Source organism: Streptomyces sp. CA-106110 (assembly GCF_050936285.1).
Taxonomy (GTDB): Bacteria; Actinomycetota; Actinomycetes; order Streptomycetales; family Streptomycetaceae; genus Streptomyces.
Genome location: NZ_JBNJNB010000001.1, coordinates 16,900 through 34,738, shown reverse-complemented (window position 1 = coordinate 34,738; position 17,839 = coordinate 16,900). Strand labels below are relative to the sequence as shown.

Annotated in this window: 15 protein-coding genes and 3 pseudogenes; 9 read left to right on the top strand and 9 right to left on the bottom strand. The window is 67.5% G+C overall.

Going from position 1 to position 17,839, the window contains the following annotated elements; all coding sequences use genetic code 11:
- Positions 1 to 145 precede the first annotated feature (145 nt).
- Positions 146 to 1,543: an IS1380 family transposase gene (locus ACQEXA_RS00180; protein WP_433128040.1), complete on the top strand. Its 1,398-nt coding sequence runs from the start codon at positions 146 to 148 to the stop codon at positions 1,541 to 1,543.
- A 122-nt stretch (positions 1,544 to 1,665) separates the two neighbouring features.
- On the opposite strand, the gene ACQEXA_RS00175 is transcribed toward ACQEXA_RS00180, so the two are convergent.
- The 5 genes and pseudogenes from ACQEXA_RS00175 to ACQEXA_RS00155 form a co-directional block, all read right to left on the bottom strand.
- Positions 1,666 to 2,004, bottom strand: a complete 339-nt coding sequence (locus tag ACQEXA_RS00175) for an ATP-binding protein (RefSeq protein ID WP_433134824.1) — start codon at positions 2,002 to 2,004, stop codon at positions 1,666 to 1,668.
- The gene (locus tag ACQEXA_RS00170; RefSeq protein WP_432938617.1) at positions 1,896 to 2,294 is read right to left on the bottom strand and encodes a PAS domain-containing protein; all 399 of its coding nucleotides are present in this window, start codon (positions 2,292 to 2,294) and stop codon (positions 1,896 to 1,898) included. Before ACQEXA_RS00170 ends, ACQEXA_RS00175 begins: the two co-directional genes overlap by 109 nt.
- A 53-nt stretch (positions 2,295 to 2,347) precedes the next feature.
- Positions 2,348 to 2,653: a PAS domain-containing protein gene (locus tag ACQEXA_RS00165; protein ID WP_432938620.1), complete on the bottom strand. Its 306-nt coding sequence runs from the start codon at positions 2,651 to 2,653 to the stop codon at positions 2,348 to 2,350.
- Positions 2,654 to 2,862: 209 nt separating this feature from the next.
- Positions 2,863 to 4,289, bottom strand: a pseudogene (locus ACQEXA_RS00160) (IS1182 family transposase).
- A 339-nt stretch (positions 4,290 to 4,628) separates the two neighbouring features.
- Positions 4,629 to 5,348, bottom strand: coding sequence for a response regulator (locus ACQEXA_RS00155; RefSeq protein WP_432938623.1), 720 nt, complete (start codon positions 5,346 to 5,348; stop codon positions 4,629 to 4,631).
- A 521-nt stretch (positions 5,349 to 5,869) separates the two neighbouring features.
- Here ACQEXA_RS00155 and ACQEXA_RS00150 point away from each other — a divergent pair.
- The gene (locus tag ACQEXA_RS00150) at positions 5,870 to 8,563 is read left to right on the top strand and encodes a GNAT family N-acetyltransferase (RefSeq protein WP_432938625.1); all 2,694 of its coding nucleotides are present in this window, start codon (positions 5,870 to 5,872) and stop codon (positions 8,561 to 8,563) included.
- 13 nt (positions 8,564 to 8,576) lie between these two features.
- The gene (locus tag ACQEXA_RS00145) at positions 8,577 to 9,308 is read left to right on the top strand and encodes a CBS domain-containing protein (RefSeq protein WP_432938627.1); all 732 of its coding nucleotides are present in this window, start codon (positions 8,577 to 8,579) and stop codon (positions 9,306 to 9,308) included.
- Positions 9,309 to 9,851: 543 nt separating this feature from the next.
- Here ACQEXA_RS00145 and ACQEXA_RS00140 read toward each other — a convergent pair.
- Positions 9,852 to 9,980: pseudogene (locus ACQEXA_RS00140) on the bottom strand (NADPH-dependent FMN reductase); the annotation flags it as partial.
- A gap of 129 nt (positions 9,981 to 10,109) precedes the next feature.
- Between ACQEXA_RS00140 and ACQEXA_RS00135 the strand changes: the two are divergent.
- Entirely contained in the window at positions 10,110 to 11,405 is a 1,296-nt protein-coding gene (locus ACQEXA_RS00135) for an ISAs1 family transposase (protein WP_433128038.1), read from the top strand.
- Here the strand turns inward: ACQEXA_RS00135 and ACQEXA_RS00130 are convergent.
- The 3 genes from ACQEXA_RS00130 to ACQEXA_RS00120 all read right to left on the bottom strand — a co-directional run bounded on the left by ACQEXA_RS00130 (position 11,398) and on the right by ACQEXA_RS00120 (position 14,226).
- Positions 11,398 to 11,922: a flavodoxin family protein gene (locus tag ACQEXA_RS00130; protein WP_433134392.1), complete on the bottom strand. Its 525-nt coding sequence runs from the start codon at positions 11,920 to 11,922 to the stop codon at positions 11,398 to 11,400. The two genes, ACQEXA_RS00135 and ACQEXA_RS00130, sit on opposite strands and share 8 nt — an antisense overlap.
- A 296-nt stretch (positions 11,923 to 12,218) precedes the next feature.
- Entirely contained in the window at positions 12,219 to 13,301 is a 1,083-nt protein-coding gene (locus ACQEXA_RS00125; RefSeq protein WP_433134390.1) for an alkene reductase, read from the bottom strand.
- 151 nt (positions 13,302 to 13,452) lie between these two features.
- Positions 13,453 to 14,226, bottom strand: coding sequence for a DUF899 family protein (locus tag ACQEXA_RS00120; RefSeq protein WP_432938632.1), 774 nt, complete (start codon positions 14,224 to 14,226; stop codon positions 13,453 to 13,455).
- Positions 14,227 to 14,623: 397 nt separating this feature from the next.
- Here ACQEXA_RS00120 and ACQEXA_RS00115 point away from each other — a divergent pair, with 397 nt between their 5' ends.
- From ACQEXA_RS00115 to ACQEXA_RS00095, 5 genes and pseudogenes are all read left to right on the top strand, one after another.
- Positions 14,624 to 15,142 carry a winged helix-turn-helix transcriptional regulator gene (locus ACQEXA_RS00115; RefSeq protein WP_432938635.1) on the top strand — a complete coding sequence of 173 codons (519 nt, stop codon included), beginning with the start codon at positions 14,624 to 14,626 and terminating at the stop codon, positions 15,140 to 15,142.
- Positions 15,143 to 15,492: 350 nt separating this feature from the next.
- Positions 15,493 to 16,242: an ABC-three component system protein gene (locus ACQEXA_RS00110; RefSeq protein WP_432938638.1), complete on the top strand. Its 750-nt coding sequence runs from the start codon at positions 15,493 to 15,495 to the stop codon at positions 16,240 to 16,242.
- Positions 16,239 to 16,553, top strand: coding sequence for a DUF2326 domain-containing protein (locus tag ACQEXA_RS00105; RefSeq protein ID WP_433134388.1), 315 nt, complete (start codon positions 16,239 to 16,241; stop codon positions 16,551 to 16,553). Before ACQEXA_RS00110 ends, ACQEXA_RS00105 begins: the two co-directional genes overlap by 4 nt.
- 156 nt (positions 16,554 to 16,709) lie before the next feature.
- Positions 16,710 to 17,147 (top strand): annotated as a pseudogene (locus ACQEXA_RS00100) (IS1380 family transposase); the annotation flags it as partial.
- Between the two features lie 443 nt (positions 17,148 to 17,590).
- A complete protein-coding gene (locus ACQEXA_RS00095; RefSeq protein ID WP_433128036.1) occupies positions 17,591 to 17,797 on the top strand; it encodes a three-helix bundle dimerization domain-containing protein in 207 nt (68 codons plus the stop codon).
- Positions 17,798 to 17,839: the final 42 nt, after the last annotated feature.

The window sequence follows — 17,839 nt, the reverse complement described above, 5'->3', positions numbered from 1 at the left end:
GCACCTATCCGCGCGGCCTCTAAACCTCGATCCACCGACCGATGCCTGTGGATGACGCTTGGGAATATGAAGAAGTGCCTTGTGACCTGCGATGATGGGAGTTCTTCACGCTTCCAGCACGCACAATCAGCAAGGCACTTCCGAGATGCAAGTTTCCCATACGCCAGCGGCGGTCTCCGCTGCGTTCGATGATCCGAATCTGATCGCGTATGCCGGGCTGGTCCCGGTGATGCGGCTGGCCGAGCGGTGTGGTCTGCCGCGACTGGTGACGGAGAAGGTCAAGTTGACCGGGGTGACGAACGGCGCGGGTGCGGCGGCGGACGCGAAGGTCACCAGCATTGTGGCCGGCATGGTCGCGGGTGCGGACAGCATCGACGACCTCGACGTCCTGCGGCACGGTGCGATGCCGACCATGTTCGGCGGCATTCGTGCCCCCTCCACGCTCGGCACTTTCCTGCGCGCGTTCACCCACGGCCATGCACTCCAACTCCACGCCGTGCACAGGAGGTTCCTGGGTGCGCTGGCCGCGCATACCCCACTGCTGCCCGGGGCCGACCAGATGGCGTTCATCGATGTCGACTCCACCCACAAACGCGTATACGGCCGCACCAAGCAGGGCGCCGAGTACGGCCGGTTCAAGGGCATCCACACCCTGCACCCACTGCTGGCCACGATCTGCACTCCACGGTCCCGGCCGGTGATCGCCGGGGTGCGGATGCGCCGTGGCAAGGCAGCCGACTCCCGCGGCGCCCCGAAGTTCGTCAGTGAGGCCCTGGCTACCGCCGCGGAGGCCGGATGCACCGGCCTGCGCGTCCTGCGGGCGGACTCCCAGTTCTACAACGCCGGGGTGATCGGCGCCTGCCGCCGGGCCGGCGCCCACTTCTCGATCACCGCCGGCATGAACCCCTCCATCAAGCGGGCCATCCTCGCCATCCCCGACCAGGCATGGCGGCAGATCACCTACCCGACCGCGGTGCCCGACCCCGAGACGGGGGAACTCATCTCGGACGCCGAAGTCGCCGAGATACCCGCCTACACCGCGTTCGCCAGCCGCAAGAAGGCGGAGCGGGTCACCGCCCGGCTGATCGTGCGCCGGGTCCGCGACCTGGCCAAACCCGCCACCATCGCCGAGCAGGGCGAGCTCTTCCCCGCCTGGCGCTACCACCCGTTCTTCACCGACAACCCCGCTCCGACGCTCCAGGCGGAGCGGGAACACCGCCACCACGCCGTCATCGAGCAGGTCATCGCCGACAGCAAAGCCTCTGCCATGGCCCACCTGCCGTCCGCGCACTTCCACGCCAACGCCGCCTGGTTGACCCTGTGGGCCATGGCCTACAACCTCCTGCGGGCCACCGGCGCACTGACCTCCGCCTTCCACGCCAAGGCCACCACCGCCACCCTCCGCGCCCACCTGATCCACGTCCCGGCCCGCCTCGCCCGCTCCGCCCGGCGCATCACCCTGCACCTCCCGCACAACTGGCGCTGGCAGCACGCCTGGACACACCTCTTCGACACCGTCCACGCCCCGCCCGAACCCGGCTGACAGTCCCTGCCCACCCCGCCCGCCAGGGCCCGACCGGAACCGAACCGTGGAAAAGCTGAGCAGACCAGCGGATACCACCTGCCCAGACACAGACACCGACCCGAAACCCGCTCAAAAACCGGTCAGAAGATCCATTCCAGGCCACGTCGGTGGATCAAGGCTAAAGCGCGGTCGCGGATCAGACTCAGCAGGATGGTGGCGCCGGCGTAGCGGATGGCGTTGGTGACCAGTTCGCTGACCACCACTTCGGTGGTGAACGCCGGATCGGTCAAGCCCCAGTTAGCCAGCTGTCGATCGACCAGAGTCAGGGTGGTGGCAACGATGGCGGGATCGCTGGGGAAAGTCCGGGACGCTACCTGGTCATCCCCCAAGGCGTTGGTCTGGGCGACGAGAAGCACCACTTCTTCGGGCGGCCGACCGGACAGCTCAGCGTAGATGACGGCGTCGCACGTTTCGTGCACCGATGTGCGAGGGTGGGCAAGGACGGGCCGCAGTCGGCCAGGGCCATGGAATACACCCGCTGCTGGCGGGGGTCTGCGGGAGGCCAGCCGGTCTGGACGTAGTCGATGACCGGTTCGCCGGTATCCAGCACGTGACGCAGCAGGTGCTCGACGACATCGGTCACCACGCTGGGCGCGACTTCGCGTGCGTGCCGCCCGGTGATGTCATCGGCGCGCACGCCGCGCATTCCGGACGAGGCGGTGTTGAAATGGACCAGCCGCAGATCGGTATCGAGAAGGTGCAAACCCATCGGCGACTGTCAGAAGCGCGTCGAGTGCCGCCCGGTCGAACACGCTCGGATCCCTACCACACGCCGAAGTCAGAAAGACCACCCAGCTCAACCGCGATGCCGGATCCAGGTGCGGGCTCATCCACGCTCGACATCCACCGGTAGAGCGGAGCGCTCGCGCGTGGCGACCGGAAGCCTCCCCGCATTGGTGGCCCGGCCGGGGCCGATGGGGGAGCGGTGCCACTGGGCCTGGCCAGCAGCGATGACAGCGGCCGGCCGACGACCTCCTCGGCTGGGTAGCCAGGCAAGCGGACTGCGTCCTCATTCCACTCGCTGATCAGTCCGTCGGCGTCCAGCAGAACCGTGGCCCGCGGCCTCACCAGCTCCGTAGCACCCCGCTAAGCCTCACCTGAGGTAGTCGACGCGCCACTGTCCCGTCCGCCTAGGAGCGTGGGTCAGTAGCGAGCAAGCGGCCCGCTGGCCGTGATCGGTCGACGGCCGCTCCGTCGGCATCTGTGAGGCTGTGGTTGGGGCCTGCCTGTCAGGTGTCCGGCTGGTAGGGCCTGTGAGGTGGCCGGGGAGGCCTGGCTCAGGCGGCCAGGGCGGCGAGTCCGGTGGCCCCGGCGTATCGGAAGATCTTGCGGAGGTTGTGGCAGGCGGCCAGCAGTCGCCACTCGGCGCGGGCGCCGTCCTCGCCGCGCAGGAGGAGTTGGCGGCCGTTCTGGCAGGTCATGATCTGGCCGAAGACGGGTTCGACGATGGCCTTGCGGCGGGCGTAGGCGGCCTGTCCGGGCTTGGTCCGCAGCTTGCGGGCCATCCGCTCCTTCAGGGTGGCGCCGGCGGGGATGCGTCCGCGGGGCGCGGGCGGGACCTGTTCGTCGTGGCTGAGTCGGCCGGTGGCCATGAAGGTGTCGGTGCCGCAGTCCAGTTGGCGGTCTTTCGCGGCTTCGAGGTTTGCTTCCGAGCAGTATCCGGCGTCGACCAGTGCCTGCCGTGGGTGGACGCCGGTGTTCTGGGCGGACTGGTCGAGCATGCTGGTGTAGTTCAGCGCGTCCGAGGGGTTAGTCGTCACGTCAGCGGCGGTGATGACCTGGTGCTTTTCATCCACGACGGCCTGGGCGTTGTAGGCCTGGATGTAGGCGCCGTCGCTGTTCTTCATGATCCGTGAGTCGGGGTCGGTGAAGTTGGCCTGGGCCTTCGGCTTCGGGCGGGCCTTCGCGGCAGCCGTGTCACCCGCGTCGGTCACGGCCTGCTCGTCGCTGGTACCGGTGCGGTCCTGACGGTGGCGTTCCTTGTCCTCGGCATGCGCGCGGGCCTTGTCGGCGGCCTCGGCCTCGATCTGCGCGCGGGCGGCCTGCAGCCTGGCCAGGCGCTTCTCACGCCGGTCCAGCTCGGCAGGCAGGTCCACCTCCTTGCCGTCCACGCCGAAGGTCTGGTCCTCGGCTTCGTCGGCGGCCTCCGCGTCGGCCAACAGGGCCTGAGCCTTCGCTTCCAGCTGGGCGATCTCGGCCTCTGTCCGCTCTTCCTTGTCGATCAGTCGGCCGTAGCTCACGCCTTGTGCTTGGAGGCGTTCGCTTCGAGCTTGGTGCCGTCCAGGGCGACGCGGCCCATCGTGACCATGCCGATCTTCTGGGCGAGGTGCAGCGACTGGGTGAACAGGTTGGCCAGGGCGTCCAGGTGCCGGCGGCGGAACCGAGCGATCGAGCGGAAGTCCGGGGCCTGGCCGGCGGCCAGGAAGCGGAACGCGACATCGTCGGCGCACCGGCGCTCGATGGCCCGCGAGGAGCGGATACCGGTGGTGTAGCCGTAGATCAGCAGCCGCACCATCAGCCGCGGATCGTAGGGCGGGTAGCCGCGCTTTTCGGTGTAATCCGCCAGGACCGGCCCGAGGTCGAGGACCTCGTCGACCAGGTCGGCGACGAACCGGGCGAGGTGGTCCTCGGGCAGCCAGTCGTCCAGCGACGGCGGCAGCAGCAGGACCTGGTGCGGATCGAACGCCCGGAACGTCTTGTCCACCGCCGCCGGACGACCCAGCGTCCTCTTCGGCTCGACTGGCTCGACCTCGAACAGCCCATCGCCACCATGCATACCATGATCATCCCGCATGAATAACCACGAACCGCAGGCGGGTTGCCGTTACTGAGACACGCTCCTAGCCCCCTGCTACCTGGCGGCCGCGACGGATCGCAACACTTCCGAGGCGGCAGGCCGACGCTACGCCCGCTCGGCGACGACGCGGCAGGAATGGGCGGCGTGCAGTCGCGTCTGCCCCACCTCGACGGTAGCCATGGGCGCGAACCTCTTTCCGGGCTGTGCCTGAGGGGACCCTGTTCCGGACTTCCGGGTGAAGGCAGCTCAGCTCCCCGTACCCCTCTCAAGGTGCAGGGAGGGCCCCAGCTCAGTTGTTTCCAGGTGGGAGGCGACGACCGCGGCCTGGACGCGGCGCTGTACGCCCAGCTTGGCGAGCACCCGCGAGATGTGGTTCTTGACGGTCTTCTCCGACAGGTAGAGCTTCTTGCCGATCTCCCGGTTGGTCAGTCCGTCTTCGATCAGTGCCAGGATGTCCCGCTCGCGCTGGGACAGACTTGCCAGCTCGGGTGCCAGAGCCGGCTGCTGGGCGGGGTCGTTGCGCAGGGAGTGCATCAGGCGCGCGCTGGTCGCGGGGTCGAGCATGGACTGTCCGGAGGCGACGGTGCGGACCGCCGAGATCAGGTCGGAACCCTTGATCTGCTTGAGCACATAGCCCGAGGCACCCGCCATGATCGCGTCGAGCAGCGCGTCCTCGTCGTCGAACGACGTCAGCATCAGACAGGCCAGCTCCGGCATGCGATCGCGCAGCTCACGGCAGACGGTGATGCCGTCGCCATCCGGGAGACGTACGTCCAGGACCGCGACGTCCGGCCGGACCGCCGGGCCGCGGACGAGCGCGCGCTCGACGGTATCCGCGTCGCCGACCACCGCGATGTCGGGTTCGGCGTCCATCAGATTGGCGAGGCCGCGTCGTACCACCTCATGGTCGTCCAGCAGGAAGACCCGGATCGGGTTCTGCTCGGTGAAGGAGCGTGCCTCGGCCATAACGACCCCTCGTTTCCCTGCGACGAATGGTCTGCGGACGGACTGGCGACGGCCATGACTTTGCCTGTCATTTCCCTCGTGGGCCTCTTCGAGTGCGGGATCGCCGTGTCGGGCGGTTGCCGTATTGGATTGATCGTATGCACTCCGGCCGTGAGGGCTCATGTGCGACGGGTATGCCACCGGGGCGGTCTTTTCGCTGGTCACGGCGTGTTGTTCGCGGAGGTGCCGCCGGAACACGGCGCCCATTGAAGAAACACCGAGTGCCCCGTTTGGGGTACTTGCGCAGCTTATGGCGCCGCCGTCTGTGTCAACCTCACAGTGAGACACGGGCTGCCTTCAGCCCGGCAAGGCAAGCCCAAACCAACGGTTCACCGTCTCCCAGCCGTGCTCTTGAGGGCGCAGAGCACGCGGGCCCGATTTTAGGGCCGATCGGCCCCTGCGCTGCCTCCGGACAGCCCATGTGACCACCTCCTCGTCCGCTGGATGCTCGAAGCGTCGACAGGCTCGGGAGGAGGTCCGTAATGACGGACCGCATACTCGCCCAGCGCCCGGTGCACGCCCTGCTCGCGGACGGCACCACCGTGTGCATCCGGCCGGTAGCATCGGGTGATCACGAGCCGTTGCGGGAGTTCTACACGGAGATGTCCCCAGAGAACCTCCGGATGCGGTTCTTCGTGGCGAGTCCGCGGTCCGCCGCCCGGGCGGCCGACCGCGCGTGCGCCATGAATCGTCCCGGACACCGGGCCCTGCTCGCCGAGGCACAGGGCCACGTGATCGGTCTCGCCGAGTACTACACCGGAGAGGACAAAGACGAGGCCGAGATTTCCATCGCGGTCGCCGACAGGCTGCACCACCGGGGCGTCGGCACGCTGCTCGTCGAGCACCTGGTCTCGGCGGCCCGCGCCGACGGCATCACCACGTTCACAGCCGACGCGCTGAGCGAGAACCGCGAAGTGCTCCGGCTCTTCGCCGACCTCGGGCTGCGCACGGCACGCCACTTCGAGGGTCCCGAGGTGCATTGCACCGTCAGGCTCGATGAGGACGACACATACCTTTCGGCTGTGGAAGAGCGAGGCCGGGCCGCCGACGTGGCGAGTCTGGAGCCGCTGCTGCAGCCGGAGGCGGTCGCTGTCGTGGGCGCGGGTCGCACGCCGGACTCGGTGGGGCGGGCCATCCTGCACCACCTGCGCTCCGGCGGCTTCACCCGCAGGCTCTTCGCCGTGAATCCCCACGCCTCCTCGATCCTCGGCGTGCCCTCCCACCCTTCGGTCAGTGCCCTGCCCGTGACCCCGGACCTCGTGGTCGTCGCCGTGCCTGCCGCCGCCGTCCCAGCCACTGCCGAGGACTGCGGCAAAGCGGGAGTGCGGGCGCTCCTGGTCGTCACCGCAGGCCTCGAGCACACCCAGGCCGAGGCCCTGCTGGGCGCCTGCCGCACGTACGGCATGCGGCTTGTCGGGCCCAACTGCCTGGGTATCGCCAACACCGACCCGGAGTTTCGCCTGGACGCGACCTTCGCCGCCGACCACCCACGACCTGGGACTGCAGGCGTGGCCGTGCAGTCCGGTGGGGTGGGGATCGCACTGCTGGACGGACTGTCCCGACTGGGCATCGGTGTGTCGTCCTTCGCGTCGCTCGGCGACAAGTACGACGTCAGCAGCAACGACATGCTCCAGTGGTGGGAGAGTGACGGCCGCACCGACCTCGCCCTGCTTCACCTGGAGTCCTTCGGCAACCCGCGGGCGTTCTCCCGTACCGCGCGGCGCGTGACCCGTCGCATGCCCGTCCTGACCGTGGACGCCGGCCGCACCGAAGCGGGGCGCCGTGCCGCCGCCTCGCACACCGCGGCAGCCGCCACCCGCACCATGACCCGGCACGCTCTCTTCACGCAGGCCGGCATCACCGCCACCCGATCGGTCCGCGAACTCGTGGAAACAGCCGCCCTGATGTACTCACAGCCACTCCCTGGGGGTACCTGCGTCGCGGTCGTCACCAACGCGGGTGGTGTCGGGGTCCTCGCGGCTGACGCCTGCGCGGAGGCGGGACTCGTCCTGCCGCCGCTTGCTCCCGAAGTGATGGAAGACCTGCTCGCCGTGCTACCTCGTGGTGCCGCCGCGGGAAACCCGGTCGACACCACCGCCGCCGCCTCCGAAGACCAACTCCGGGACTGCCTGGACTGGCTCCTGCGCAGCCCCGTCATCGACGCCGTCCTGGTGGCCCTCGTACCCACCGCGGTCGCCGCCGCCACCGGCGACGACCTGGTCCGGGCTCTCACCGACGGTCCCGCACACCGGGCACGACCGATCGTCGCGGTACGCCTTGAACAAGACCTGCCCGTGAAGCTACTGCCCGCCGGCGGCGGCGGATCCATTCCCTCGTACGGCGAACCTCAGGCGGCGGCACGGGCGCTGGCCCATGCCGCCCGCCGCGCTTCCTGGCTAGCCCGGCCCGTGGGCACTGTCCCCGACCTCGAGGGAGTCGACACCCGACTCGCCCACGAGATCGCCGACACCTACCTCACCGGACACCCGGACGGCGGCTGGCTCGAACCGCGCACCTGCGCCGACCTCCTGACCTGTTACGGCATACGCCAACTCCCCTGGGCCTGGGCTGAATCGGAAAACGACGCCGTCCTCGCCGCCGACCGGCTGCGCGGCCCCGACGGGCGGGTCGTCATCAAGGCCCACTGGCCGGGCCTGCTGCACAAGAGCGAGCAGCACGCCGTCCACCTCGATCTTCAGGACGACGCTCAAGTGCGCGCCGCCTTCCAGGACTTCGAGACACGGTTCAAGGGCCGGATGACGGGCGTGATCGTCCAACCACTCGCCGCGCGCGGCACCGAACTGTTCGCTGGTGTCATCCAGGATGAGGTCTTCGGACCGCTCGTGCTGTTCGGGATCGGCGGCACCGCGACCGACGTGCTGGCCGATCACGCCGCCCGCCTCGCCCCGCTCACCGACCACGTCGTCCACGACTTGATCATGGCGCCACGCTGCGCTCCGCTCCTGTTCGGAGCGCACGGCGTCGAACCCGTCGATCTGGAAGAGCTGGAACAACTGCTGCTGAGGGTGTCCCGCATGGCGAGCGACCTGCCGCAGCTTGCGGAGGCCGACTTCAATCCCGTCCTTGCGGCGCCAGGCGGAGTCACCGTACTCGACGTGCGCGTACGCCTGTTGCCACGCAGGCCCCGGGACCCGTATCTGCGCCGTCTTCGCTGAGGGGAGAACGGACATGAGGCACAACAAGGTCGGTTCCGTGATGACCGCGGATGTCGTCCGAGCCGAGTACGCCACTCCGTTCAAGGAAGTCGCGCGGCAGCTCGCGGACCGCCGGATCAGCGGGCTGCCGGTCGTCGACGAGGATGAGAAGGTCATCGGTGTCATCTCCGAGACGGATCTGATGGCTCGGCAGGCGGAAGCACTCGAGACGGAGGAGGAGAAGCGGCACTTCGCGTTTGCCGAGTTGATGCCCAGGGCCTGGAGAGAGGCTGCTAAGTCCAGGGCTTTCACCGCCGGTCGGTTGATGTCCTCGCCGCCTGTCACCGTGCATGCCGACCAGACCATTGCCCAGGCCGCGCGGATCATGGCCGATCGGCACGTGGAACGGCTGCCGGTGCTGGACGAGGAGAACCGTCTCGTCGGTATCGTCACCCGTCGGGACCTTCTCCAGGTGTTCCTTCGGTCCGACGCGGAGATCCGCGCCGAGGTGATCGAGGAGGTGCTGGTGCGAGCGCTGTGGCTGGCGCCCAGGAGCATCGACGTCTTCGTGGTGGAAGGCGTGGTCACCCTCGCCGGCCGTTTGGAGCGCAAGAACGAGACCGAAATAGCCGTCTCCATGACCAGGCAGATCGACGGTGTGGTCGCGGTGATCGACCAACTCGACTACCGCTTCGACGATTCCCGCACGCCACCCGATGAGCGGTCACGACTCGGCATTGCCGAAGACTGGCTGCGCAATCCCTGAAAGGAAGTGACGGTCATGGCCGCACAGCCCGCGTCGAACACGGTGAAGGGGCACCCCACGGGCGACCTCGGTCGCCGGATCGCACTGTGGCGTCAGGAACTCGGCTTGTCCCGCGAAGAAGCGGCCGACCGGGCCGGCATGGCTTCCAGCTATGTCGAATACCTGGAGGAGCAGCCCACCGCTGCACGCGACGCGGCTGCTCTCCTCAGGCTGGCCGGGGCACTCAAACACGCTTTCCAACTAGACGGTGGCGGCCGGCCGAGCGCTTGGTCCTGCCCGGGTGAGCGCTCAGAGATGGCTCGTCACCGCGGTCTCGACTTCGGTGCGGGGTGGGAGCGGGGTGTGCCACCCAAGGTGCCTCCAGGTCTGTCCACCATGCGGCCGGACACGGCCTCGTTGGTGGCCGACGGTGCAAGATCCAGCCGCACCCGCTGCACTCGGTCTTGGCAGGGGCCTGGCGAACTACCGTCGCGGATGTGTGGTCCGGACAGCGGAATCCGGACCACACGTACCAAGTCCCTTGATCGGTACGGCCACGGCTTCTTACGCGGCAGCCGCCCGGCCGACAGCGAACGTCGCGGCGATGTGCGTCACTCTGCGGCCAAGGTGCTCTGCGGTTGCGATGTCTGCCTTATGCACTCCCTCGGCCCCCAGATCGGCAGGGGACTGGGCAGGGCCCCGGCGTTTGCCCGGCTCGTCCGACCTTGGGTCGGTTGACGTCGGCGGCGGGCCCCGGAAGCAGGCGAACACGGCCCCTGTGGATCATGGAGTTCTCTACGCTTCAAGATCCACGAAGGTGCCGTGTTCGTCCCACCATCATCCCCCATCCCTGCTCCTGTCTGCCCCGCACCCCGCCTGCAAGATCTGCGTGAGGGTGCCGCCCGGGATCAAGTCGGCAGCCTGGTCGCGGAGTTCGAGTCACTCACCGATCCGCGCGGAGCCAGCGGTGTGCGTTACCGGCTCTCCTCCCTGCTGGCCCTGGTGGTCTGCGCGATGACGCCCGCGGGCCACGACTCGATCACTGCGGCAGCGGAGTGGTGCCGGCGTGCGGCCCCCGAGGAACTGGCCGCCTTCGGCCTGCCCTACCACCCGCTCCTGGGCCGTTACCGGGTGCCGAGCGAGAAGACCCTGCGCAGCGTGCTGGGGCGCCTTGATCCGGCCGAACTCAGCGCGGCCGGGTTCGCCTACCTGACGTCCCTGCTCTCCGACGAGCGCGCGCATCCCGCGCTGCTGATGCCGGACGGCGGCCCGGAACGCGAACAGCGCCGGGCCCACCAGGCTGCCGCCCAGACCGATCCGGTGCGTCAAAGGCGCCGGGCGATCGCGGTGGACGGCAAATGCCTGCGCGGTGCCAGGCGCCCTGACGGCAGCCGGGTCTTCGTGCTCTCCGCGGTCCGCCACGGCGACGGCATCACCCTGGCCTCCCGCGAGATCGGCGCGAAGACGAACGAAATCCCCGAGTTCGCACCCCTGCTCGACCAGATCGACGACGTGGAACTCGCCGGCGCGGTCATCACCGCCGATGCTCTCCACGCCCAGCACGCCCACGCCGCCTACCTGCACGAACGCGGCGCCCACTACCTCCTCACGATCAAGAACAACCAGCGCGGTCAGGCCCGCCAACTCCACCGGCTGCCCTGGAAAGAGGTCCCCGTGATCCACCGTGACGACACCCGCGGCCACGGCCGCCACGAGCAGCGCCACGTACAGGTCGTCACCGTCGACGGCCTGCTCTTCCCCAACGCCCGTCAAGTCCTGCGCATTCAGCGCAGGCGCCGCCTCTACGGAGCGAAGAAGTGGTCCAGCGAGACCGTCTACGCCATCACCGATCTGCCCGCTGAGCAGGCATCTGCCGCCGAGATCGCCGCCTGGGCTCGCGGGCACTGGACCGTGGAGAACACCGTCCACTGGGTGCGTGATGTCGTCTTCAGTGAGGACAAGTCCCAGGTCAGGACCCGCAATACGCCAGCCGTGCTCGCCGCCGTCCGCGACCTGATCCGCAGTGCACTCAAACTCGCCGGGTACGTCAACACCGCCGCCGGACGCCGAGCCCACACCGAACGCCACCGCGTCCTCGCCCTCTACGGCATCACATGATCAACCAGACATCCGAGGCAAACGCCGGGGCCCTGGGGGACTGGGCGCCTGCACCAAGGGCGAAGCCGAGCCGGTTCAGGTCGTTCTCGGAGGCCTGCGAAGTATTCCAGCCCGGAGGCAGGCCGAGGCTGACCCAAAGCATGCCGAGCTGGGCGGCGAGCACGCTGAAGAACTGGAGGGTATGCAACTTGTCGCCGCTCTTCGACCCGGAGTTGGTGAACCCGGCGGCGATTTTGTCGCGCCACGCGCCGGACTGGAACCGCTTCGTGGTGGCCTCGCCAAAGACGTGGAATGCGCCGGACGCTGTCCCCATGTAGGTGGGCGAGCCGAAGATGATCGCGTCCGATGAGTCCAGGACCGACCACTGTTCTTCGGTGATCTCGTCAACCCTGATCAGATGCACGACAGCACCGGCCTGGGCAGCGCCGGCACGGACGGCCTCGGCGAGCACGGCGGTGTGGCCGTAGCCCGAGTGGTAGGCGATGGAGACAACCGGACTGTTGGTAATTGAACGCATGAAATTCCTTCGCAATGTTTAATCGTGGTTGGGGCGATTCGTTTCGACGGGGGTGCGGGTCGGCTCGGCGCGGCGGTGCCACCGCGCTCCGAAGGCACGGGCCGCTCGGCCACCCAGCGCTGCTCGGCCACCGGGGATGCCACACACACTGGGCCTCGGACTCCGCCTGGTAAGACAGCTCCCACCCATCGGTCCGGCGGAGCGTCCAGTCATCCCCTTCAAAGCGGGTAAGGAGGAGCCACGGCCGAGTCACTCGCTTCCGAGGCCACCCGGCCTGGCCGTGATTCAAGCCTCCTTCACCCCTCCAGCAGGGAGTAATCGGTGTAGCCGGCAGCATCCGGACCGTAGAAGAGATCCCGTTTCGGTTCGGCAAGCGGCGCATGGGAAGCGAACCGCGCCGGCAGATCGGGATTGGAGATGAACGGCTGTCCGTAGGCGACCAGATCCGCCAGGTCGTCGGTCAGGACCGCGTTGCCCCGGTGCTGGTCGAACCCGACGTTCGCGATGATGGTGCCTTGATAGACCTTCCGGATGTGCCGGAACATGCCATCGCCGGCCAGGTCCTCCAACGGTCCTCCGGCGGGGTCGGCCACCATCCCCATGAGCAGGAGATGTGACAGTTCATAGTCGTTGAGCCGTCCGAGCACGTACTCGCTCTCGGCCAGCGCCTCGGGCCCGGAGACGAACTCTCCCGTCTCCGACCAGGCGGGTCCGGCCTTCAGACCGACGCGCCGCAGGTCGACGAACTCGCCGACGGCTTCGATGGTCTCGAAGAGGAACCGGGCACGGTTCTCGATCGAGCCGCCGTAAAGGTCCGTGCGCACATTGGTGCGGCGATTGAGGAACTGGCTGATCAGATAGTTGAAGCCCGCCTGCAACTGCACACCGTCGAATCCCGCCGCCATGGCGTTGCGGGCCGCCCTCGCAAAGTCGGCGATCGTCTGCCGGACGTCCCGCGCCGACATCGCCAGGGGCTCCACGGTCGGCTGGCGGCCGGACGACGTCGGAGACAGCAGCCCGGGGTTCACCGCCGACGGCGCAAGGGGCGGACGGCCGTCGAAGAAGTCGGGGTGAGAGGCCGAGCCGGTGTGCCACAGCTGAGCGAAAATGACACCGTCCGCCTGGTGGACCGCGTCCGTCACGCGCTTCCATCGGGCGACCTGCTCGTCGGTGAACAGCCCCGGGACGTCATGCCATCCGACCGCGTCCCGGCTGATCCACACGCCCTCGGAAATGATCAGACCTGCCGACGCCCGCTGGGTGTAGTACTCGACGTGGAGGTCGGTGGGCAGGAGGTCGCTGTTGCGTGCGCGACTCCGGGTCAGGGGGGCCATGACCACGCGGTTCGCCAGAGGGACGTCACGCATGAGGTACGGCATAAGCAAGGGCTGCATTGGTTTGACTCCTGATATGGGGGGAGATCGGAGGATCCTGGGGCGTGACCGGCGGCATTTCGCGCGACGCTGCCCTGCCCCGTAAAGCACGGAAATGCGGTTTAGTGAATGTAAATGGGCGGGAATTCGAGGACTTCTACTCGTCGTACTGAAGCGCGGGGTAATCGGCCATACTTCCGCGTCCGTTCGGCGTCAAATCGAGAACGCCCAAGATCGACCAGACTGGGGCCATTGCGGTGGTGTCTGCCGCCGCGAACTGCAGCTCGCTCGCCCACCGGTGGTGGATCCCGTCCTCGTCGCGTGAGAACACATTCAGAACCGGCAGCTGCTCACCCTCCGGCGTTTCCCCGTGATAGTCGCGGCCGAAGGTGTTGTTCCGTGAGGACAGCAGCCGGAGATTGTGCCAACCGCGTTCTTGTCCATAAGTGCTCAACCGGGCGGGGTCCGTCTTGGCGACCACAGCGAGGTTGATCCGTGCGGCGAGGTGAAGAGCGGGACCGTCGAGCCCGTCAACGAAGGAGGTGCATGACGGGCACGGCTGTTCGGCAAGCGGCAGCAGGGCTGTCTTGCCCCGGGCGGCACCCTTTCGCGAATCTTCCGACCAGCGCGGGAACATCATGTTGTAGATGACCAGCGTGTCCTTGCCCGGTGCGAACAATTCCGAGAATCTCACCTCGCTGCCATCGTCCGCGGACTCGAAGACGTAGTCCTCCTTGAGGAGGCCGCCGACCGGGAGTGCCCGGCGCTGGGCGGCGACCTGCTCGGTCATCCGCCGGAGCTCATCCTCCGACTCCAACAGCTGGTTGCGTGCGCGTCGGTACTCGCTTGACTCGCCAGGAAATTGGATATTCGGGTCGTAGAGTATGTTCTCCCACTTGTTCATTTCGCGCGGAGCGCTCTCGGCAGTCATTGTTTCCATCCATTCCTGTGCTCCGAACCCTCCTCCCTTCCAGACTAGGGAAATTCGGAGCGTCCTTGCATGTTCTGCGGTTCTTTATTGCGCTCGGTACTGGCCAGCGGCTCGGCGATGGGCGCGGGGACGACAAGCAAGCCCGAGTTGCGCCGTGAAGGCGGCCGCAGCGGGCAACGCGTGGATCCGTCAGTGGGCGCCGGATACCCCGCGGTCCGTGTGGGTCCGTGGCGGCCGGCAGCGCACGCCTGGGCCCTCGCTGGGCCCCCGGTCTGCGTTCCTGGCCGCCCTCGTCACCGTTCCTCCGAGCGAGGAAGGTAGTTCATTGACCGAACTATGGCCATTGCGTCACAGGGGGCTAGTTCTGTCAATGAACTATTGCTGGTAGCCTTGGGCTATGGCTCTTCCGAAGGACTACGCAGGACAGCGGTGCTCGCTCTCGCGTGCTCTCGAGATCGTCGGCGAGCGCTGGACGCTGCTGATCGTGCGCGACGCGTTCTACGGCGTGCGCCGCTTCGGCGACTTCGCCGCGCACCTCGGGCTGTCGCGTGCCGTACTCACCGAGCGCCTCGAGACCCTGCGTGAGGCCGGTGTGCTCACGGAGACGCGGGGAAGTCACGGCTTCAGCGAGTATGTCCTGACCGACAAGGGTGTGCGCCTGTGGCCAGTCATACGCGACCTGCTCAGCTGGGGCGACGATTACTACTCGGACAATGGCCCGCGCCGGATTTTCCAGCATGTCCAGGACGCGGGCATGGTCTCGCCGGACGGAACGTGCGCCACCTGCAGCAGCGTTGTTCCACCGTCGGATCTGCTGGTACTTCCCGGCCCCAGCGACGACGGGCCCGGGGACGACTTCGTCAGCAAGACCCTCACTACCGCACACCGCCTACTCGAACCCGTTCGCGGCCACTGAAGCGATGCTGTTCTTGTGCTAGCGGACGAGCTCCCGCACATCGGGCATGTGTCCTGGAGCTTCGACGGCGGCGTTGTGGAGCAGACAGCCGCGAGTACTCGCGACACCGAGGGCCCGAAGAACGTCTCGGCGATCAACGCTGCGACCTGCGGCTTAGCTGTCGATGGTTGTCAGCGTTGGTCATCGTTGAGCGCCCTTCCGCGGCCCCGAGACGGCCCACGATCCACCATTGAGACCGTTCCGGGCCAAAGGCTGCCGACCGCCTCACGGGTCGGGTTCTGTGGGTCAGGCGTCGCATCGTCGGCACCACCGCCGACCTGCGCAGCCAGATCACTCTGGCGCAGGCTCAGGTGGAGCGGCTCCAAGCGCAGATCGCGGAGTTCAGGGTCGTCCCCGAATACGAGCGGATCAAGGAACAGGCCGACGGCATCGCACGGCAGATCAGGCAGCTCGCCCAGGACGACGTCATCGACCAGAGCAACCTGGAGGAGCTGCAGCAGACCGTCAACGAGGTCGCGGACGTCGACACCGAGTACCTCGAGCCGGTCTACCGGGAACTGGGGATCGTCCTGATCAATCAGGTCCGCCGCCGCTTCGAGGACGTACAGACCTTCCACCACTCCGTCATCCGCAACCGCCAGCGCTTCCTCGAGGCGGAAGTCGCCGAGGTGACCGAACGGTTGGAGGGCCGCCGAACCGAGCGCGCCAGGTTTGGAGAAGAACAGGCACGCCTGCTGCGCATCCTCAACGACGGTGGCGCCCTGGAAGCGCTCACCGCACTGCAACAAGCCCTGGCCCGCGAACAGGCCACCCTCGAGGCCCTGCGTCACCGCTACGAGGCAGCGCAGACGCTGGAGGCCAGCGCCTGGCAGATCACCGCGCAACGGCTGCAATTGCAGCAGGCCGTCACCACCGACCTCGACGAGCGTGCCGAGCAGACCGCCGAGGCCACTCTGCTGTTCTCCCAGTACGCCCAGCGGCTCTACGGGCAGGGCCGAGAAGCTTATCTGGCCATCGAGGCTGGACCCAACAGCCTGCAGCTACGGCCGCACATCCACACCGACGACAGCCGCGGCATCGGCAACATGGTCATCTTCTGATTCGACCTGACCGTCGCCGTTCTCGCACACCGCCATGGCCGCGGACCCTCATCCACGACAGCCACCTCTTCGATGGCGTCGACGCACGTCAGCTCGCCGCCGCTCTCTACCTGGCCGCCGACGTCACCCAGGACGAAGGCCTGCAGTACATCGCCACCTTCAACAGCGACGACCTCGACAAAGCCACCCGCCTGGGCTTCGAACCTGGCCCTTACATCCGGCAGCCCCACCCAAGGGACGAGAGATCGACACCGGCGGGCTCTGCGACTTCCGTTTCTGACCAGACCTGCCAGGCCGGACTTCGACCGTAGGACGTAGAACCATCGCCCGGCTTGGCATGTCTAAGCCTCGATCCACCGACCGATGCCTGTGGATGACGCTTCGGAGAATGAAGAAGCGCCTTGTGACCTGCGATGATGGGAGTTCTTCACGCTTCCAGCACGCACAATCAGCAAGGCACTTCCGAGATGCAAGTTTCCCATACGCCAGCGGCGGTCTCCGCTGCGTTCGATGATCCGAATCTGATCGCGTATGCCGGGCTGGTCCCGGTGATGCGGCTGGCCGAGCGGTGTGGTCTGCCGCGACTGGTGACGGAGAAGGTCAAGTTGACCGGGGTGACGAACGGCGCGGGTGCGGCGGCGGACGCGAAGGTCACCAGCATCGTGGCCGGGATGGCCGCGGGTGCGGACAGCATCGACGACCTCGACGTCCTGCGGCACGGTGCGATGCCGACCATGTTCGGCGGCATTCGTGCCCCCTCCACGCTCGGCACTTTCCTGCGCGCGTTCACCCACGGCCATGCCCTCCAACTCCACGCCGTACACAGGAGGTTCCTGGGTGCGCTGGCCGCGCATACCCCACTGCTGCCCGGGGCCGACCAGGTGGCGTTCATCGATGTCGACTCCACCCACAAACGCGTCGTGCTTGTTCGACGGCCTGTTGCAAGAACGCTTCTGGAGTCTGGCGCTCGGCGGCTGCGCGCCTGCAGATCCGTTCCTGAGTCTCCACGCTCGTGGGGATGCTCATGAGGTACTTACCGTCGGGCCCCGGGAAGAGACTGCAAAGTACGTCGATTGGAAGGGCGTCTTCCAACCGCTTCCAGATCTTCCGCATGGCCATGCGTTGGTTCTTGGCGGACACCAGGACTACGAGCCGTCTGCGGTCGTCTGCGGCCGCTAGATGCAGGGAGCCTTCCCCCTGCGGCCTTCAGTTCGACGGCTTCAATAGAGCGGGTCAGGGCGATCTCGATGGCGTGCAAGGTCACTGCTTGTCCTCCTGCTGCGCGTTCGGCGTGTGAGAACCGGCACGGCCGGTCAATCGAGCGAGGGGCCCTGACGTCAGGGGAGCCGTGTCGATCGACCTGGACGAAGAAGCCGCGCTGTGGCGTGTCACCGAGCACCTCAAGATCTCCTACGGCGACCGCCGCACACCGGCCGAGGTCGAAGCGGCCGTCGACGAGGCGCGCGCGTCATTCACAGCGCTGCCGATCCGGACCCACGTGCCCGTTCTCGTGGAACGCAAGGCCCGCCGCATCCTCGGTGAGCACACAGGCTGAGGGCCTCCCGAACCGGACCCGGTGTCATGCATCGGCACGATG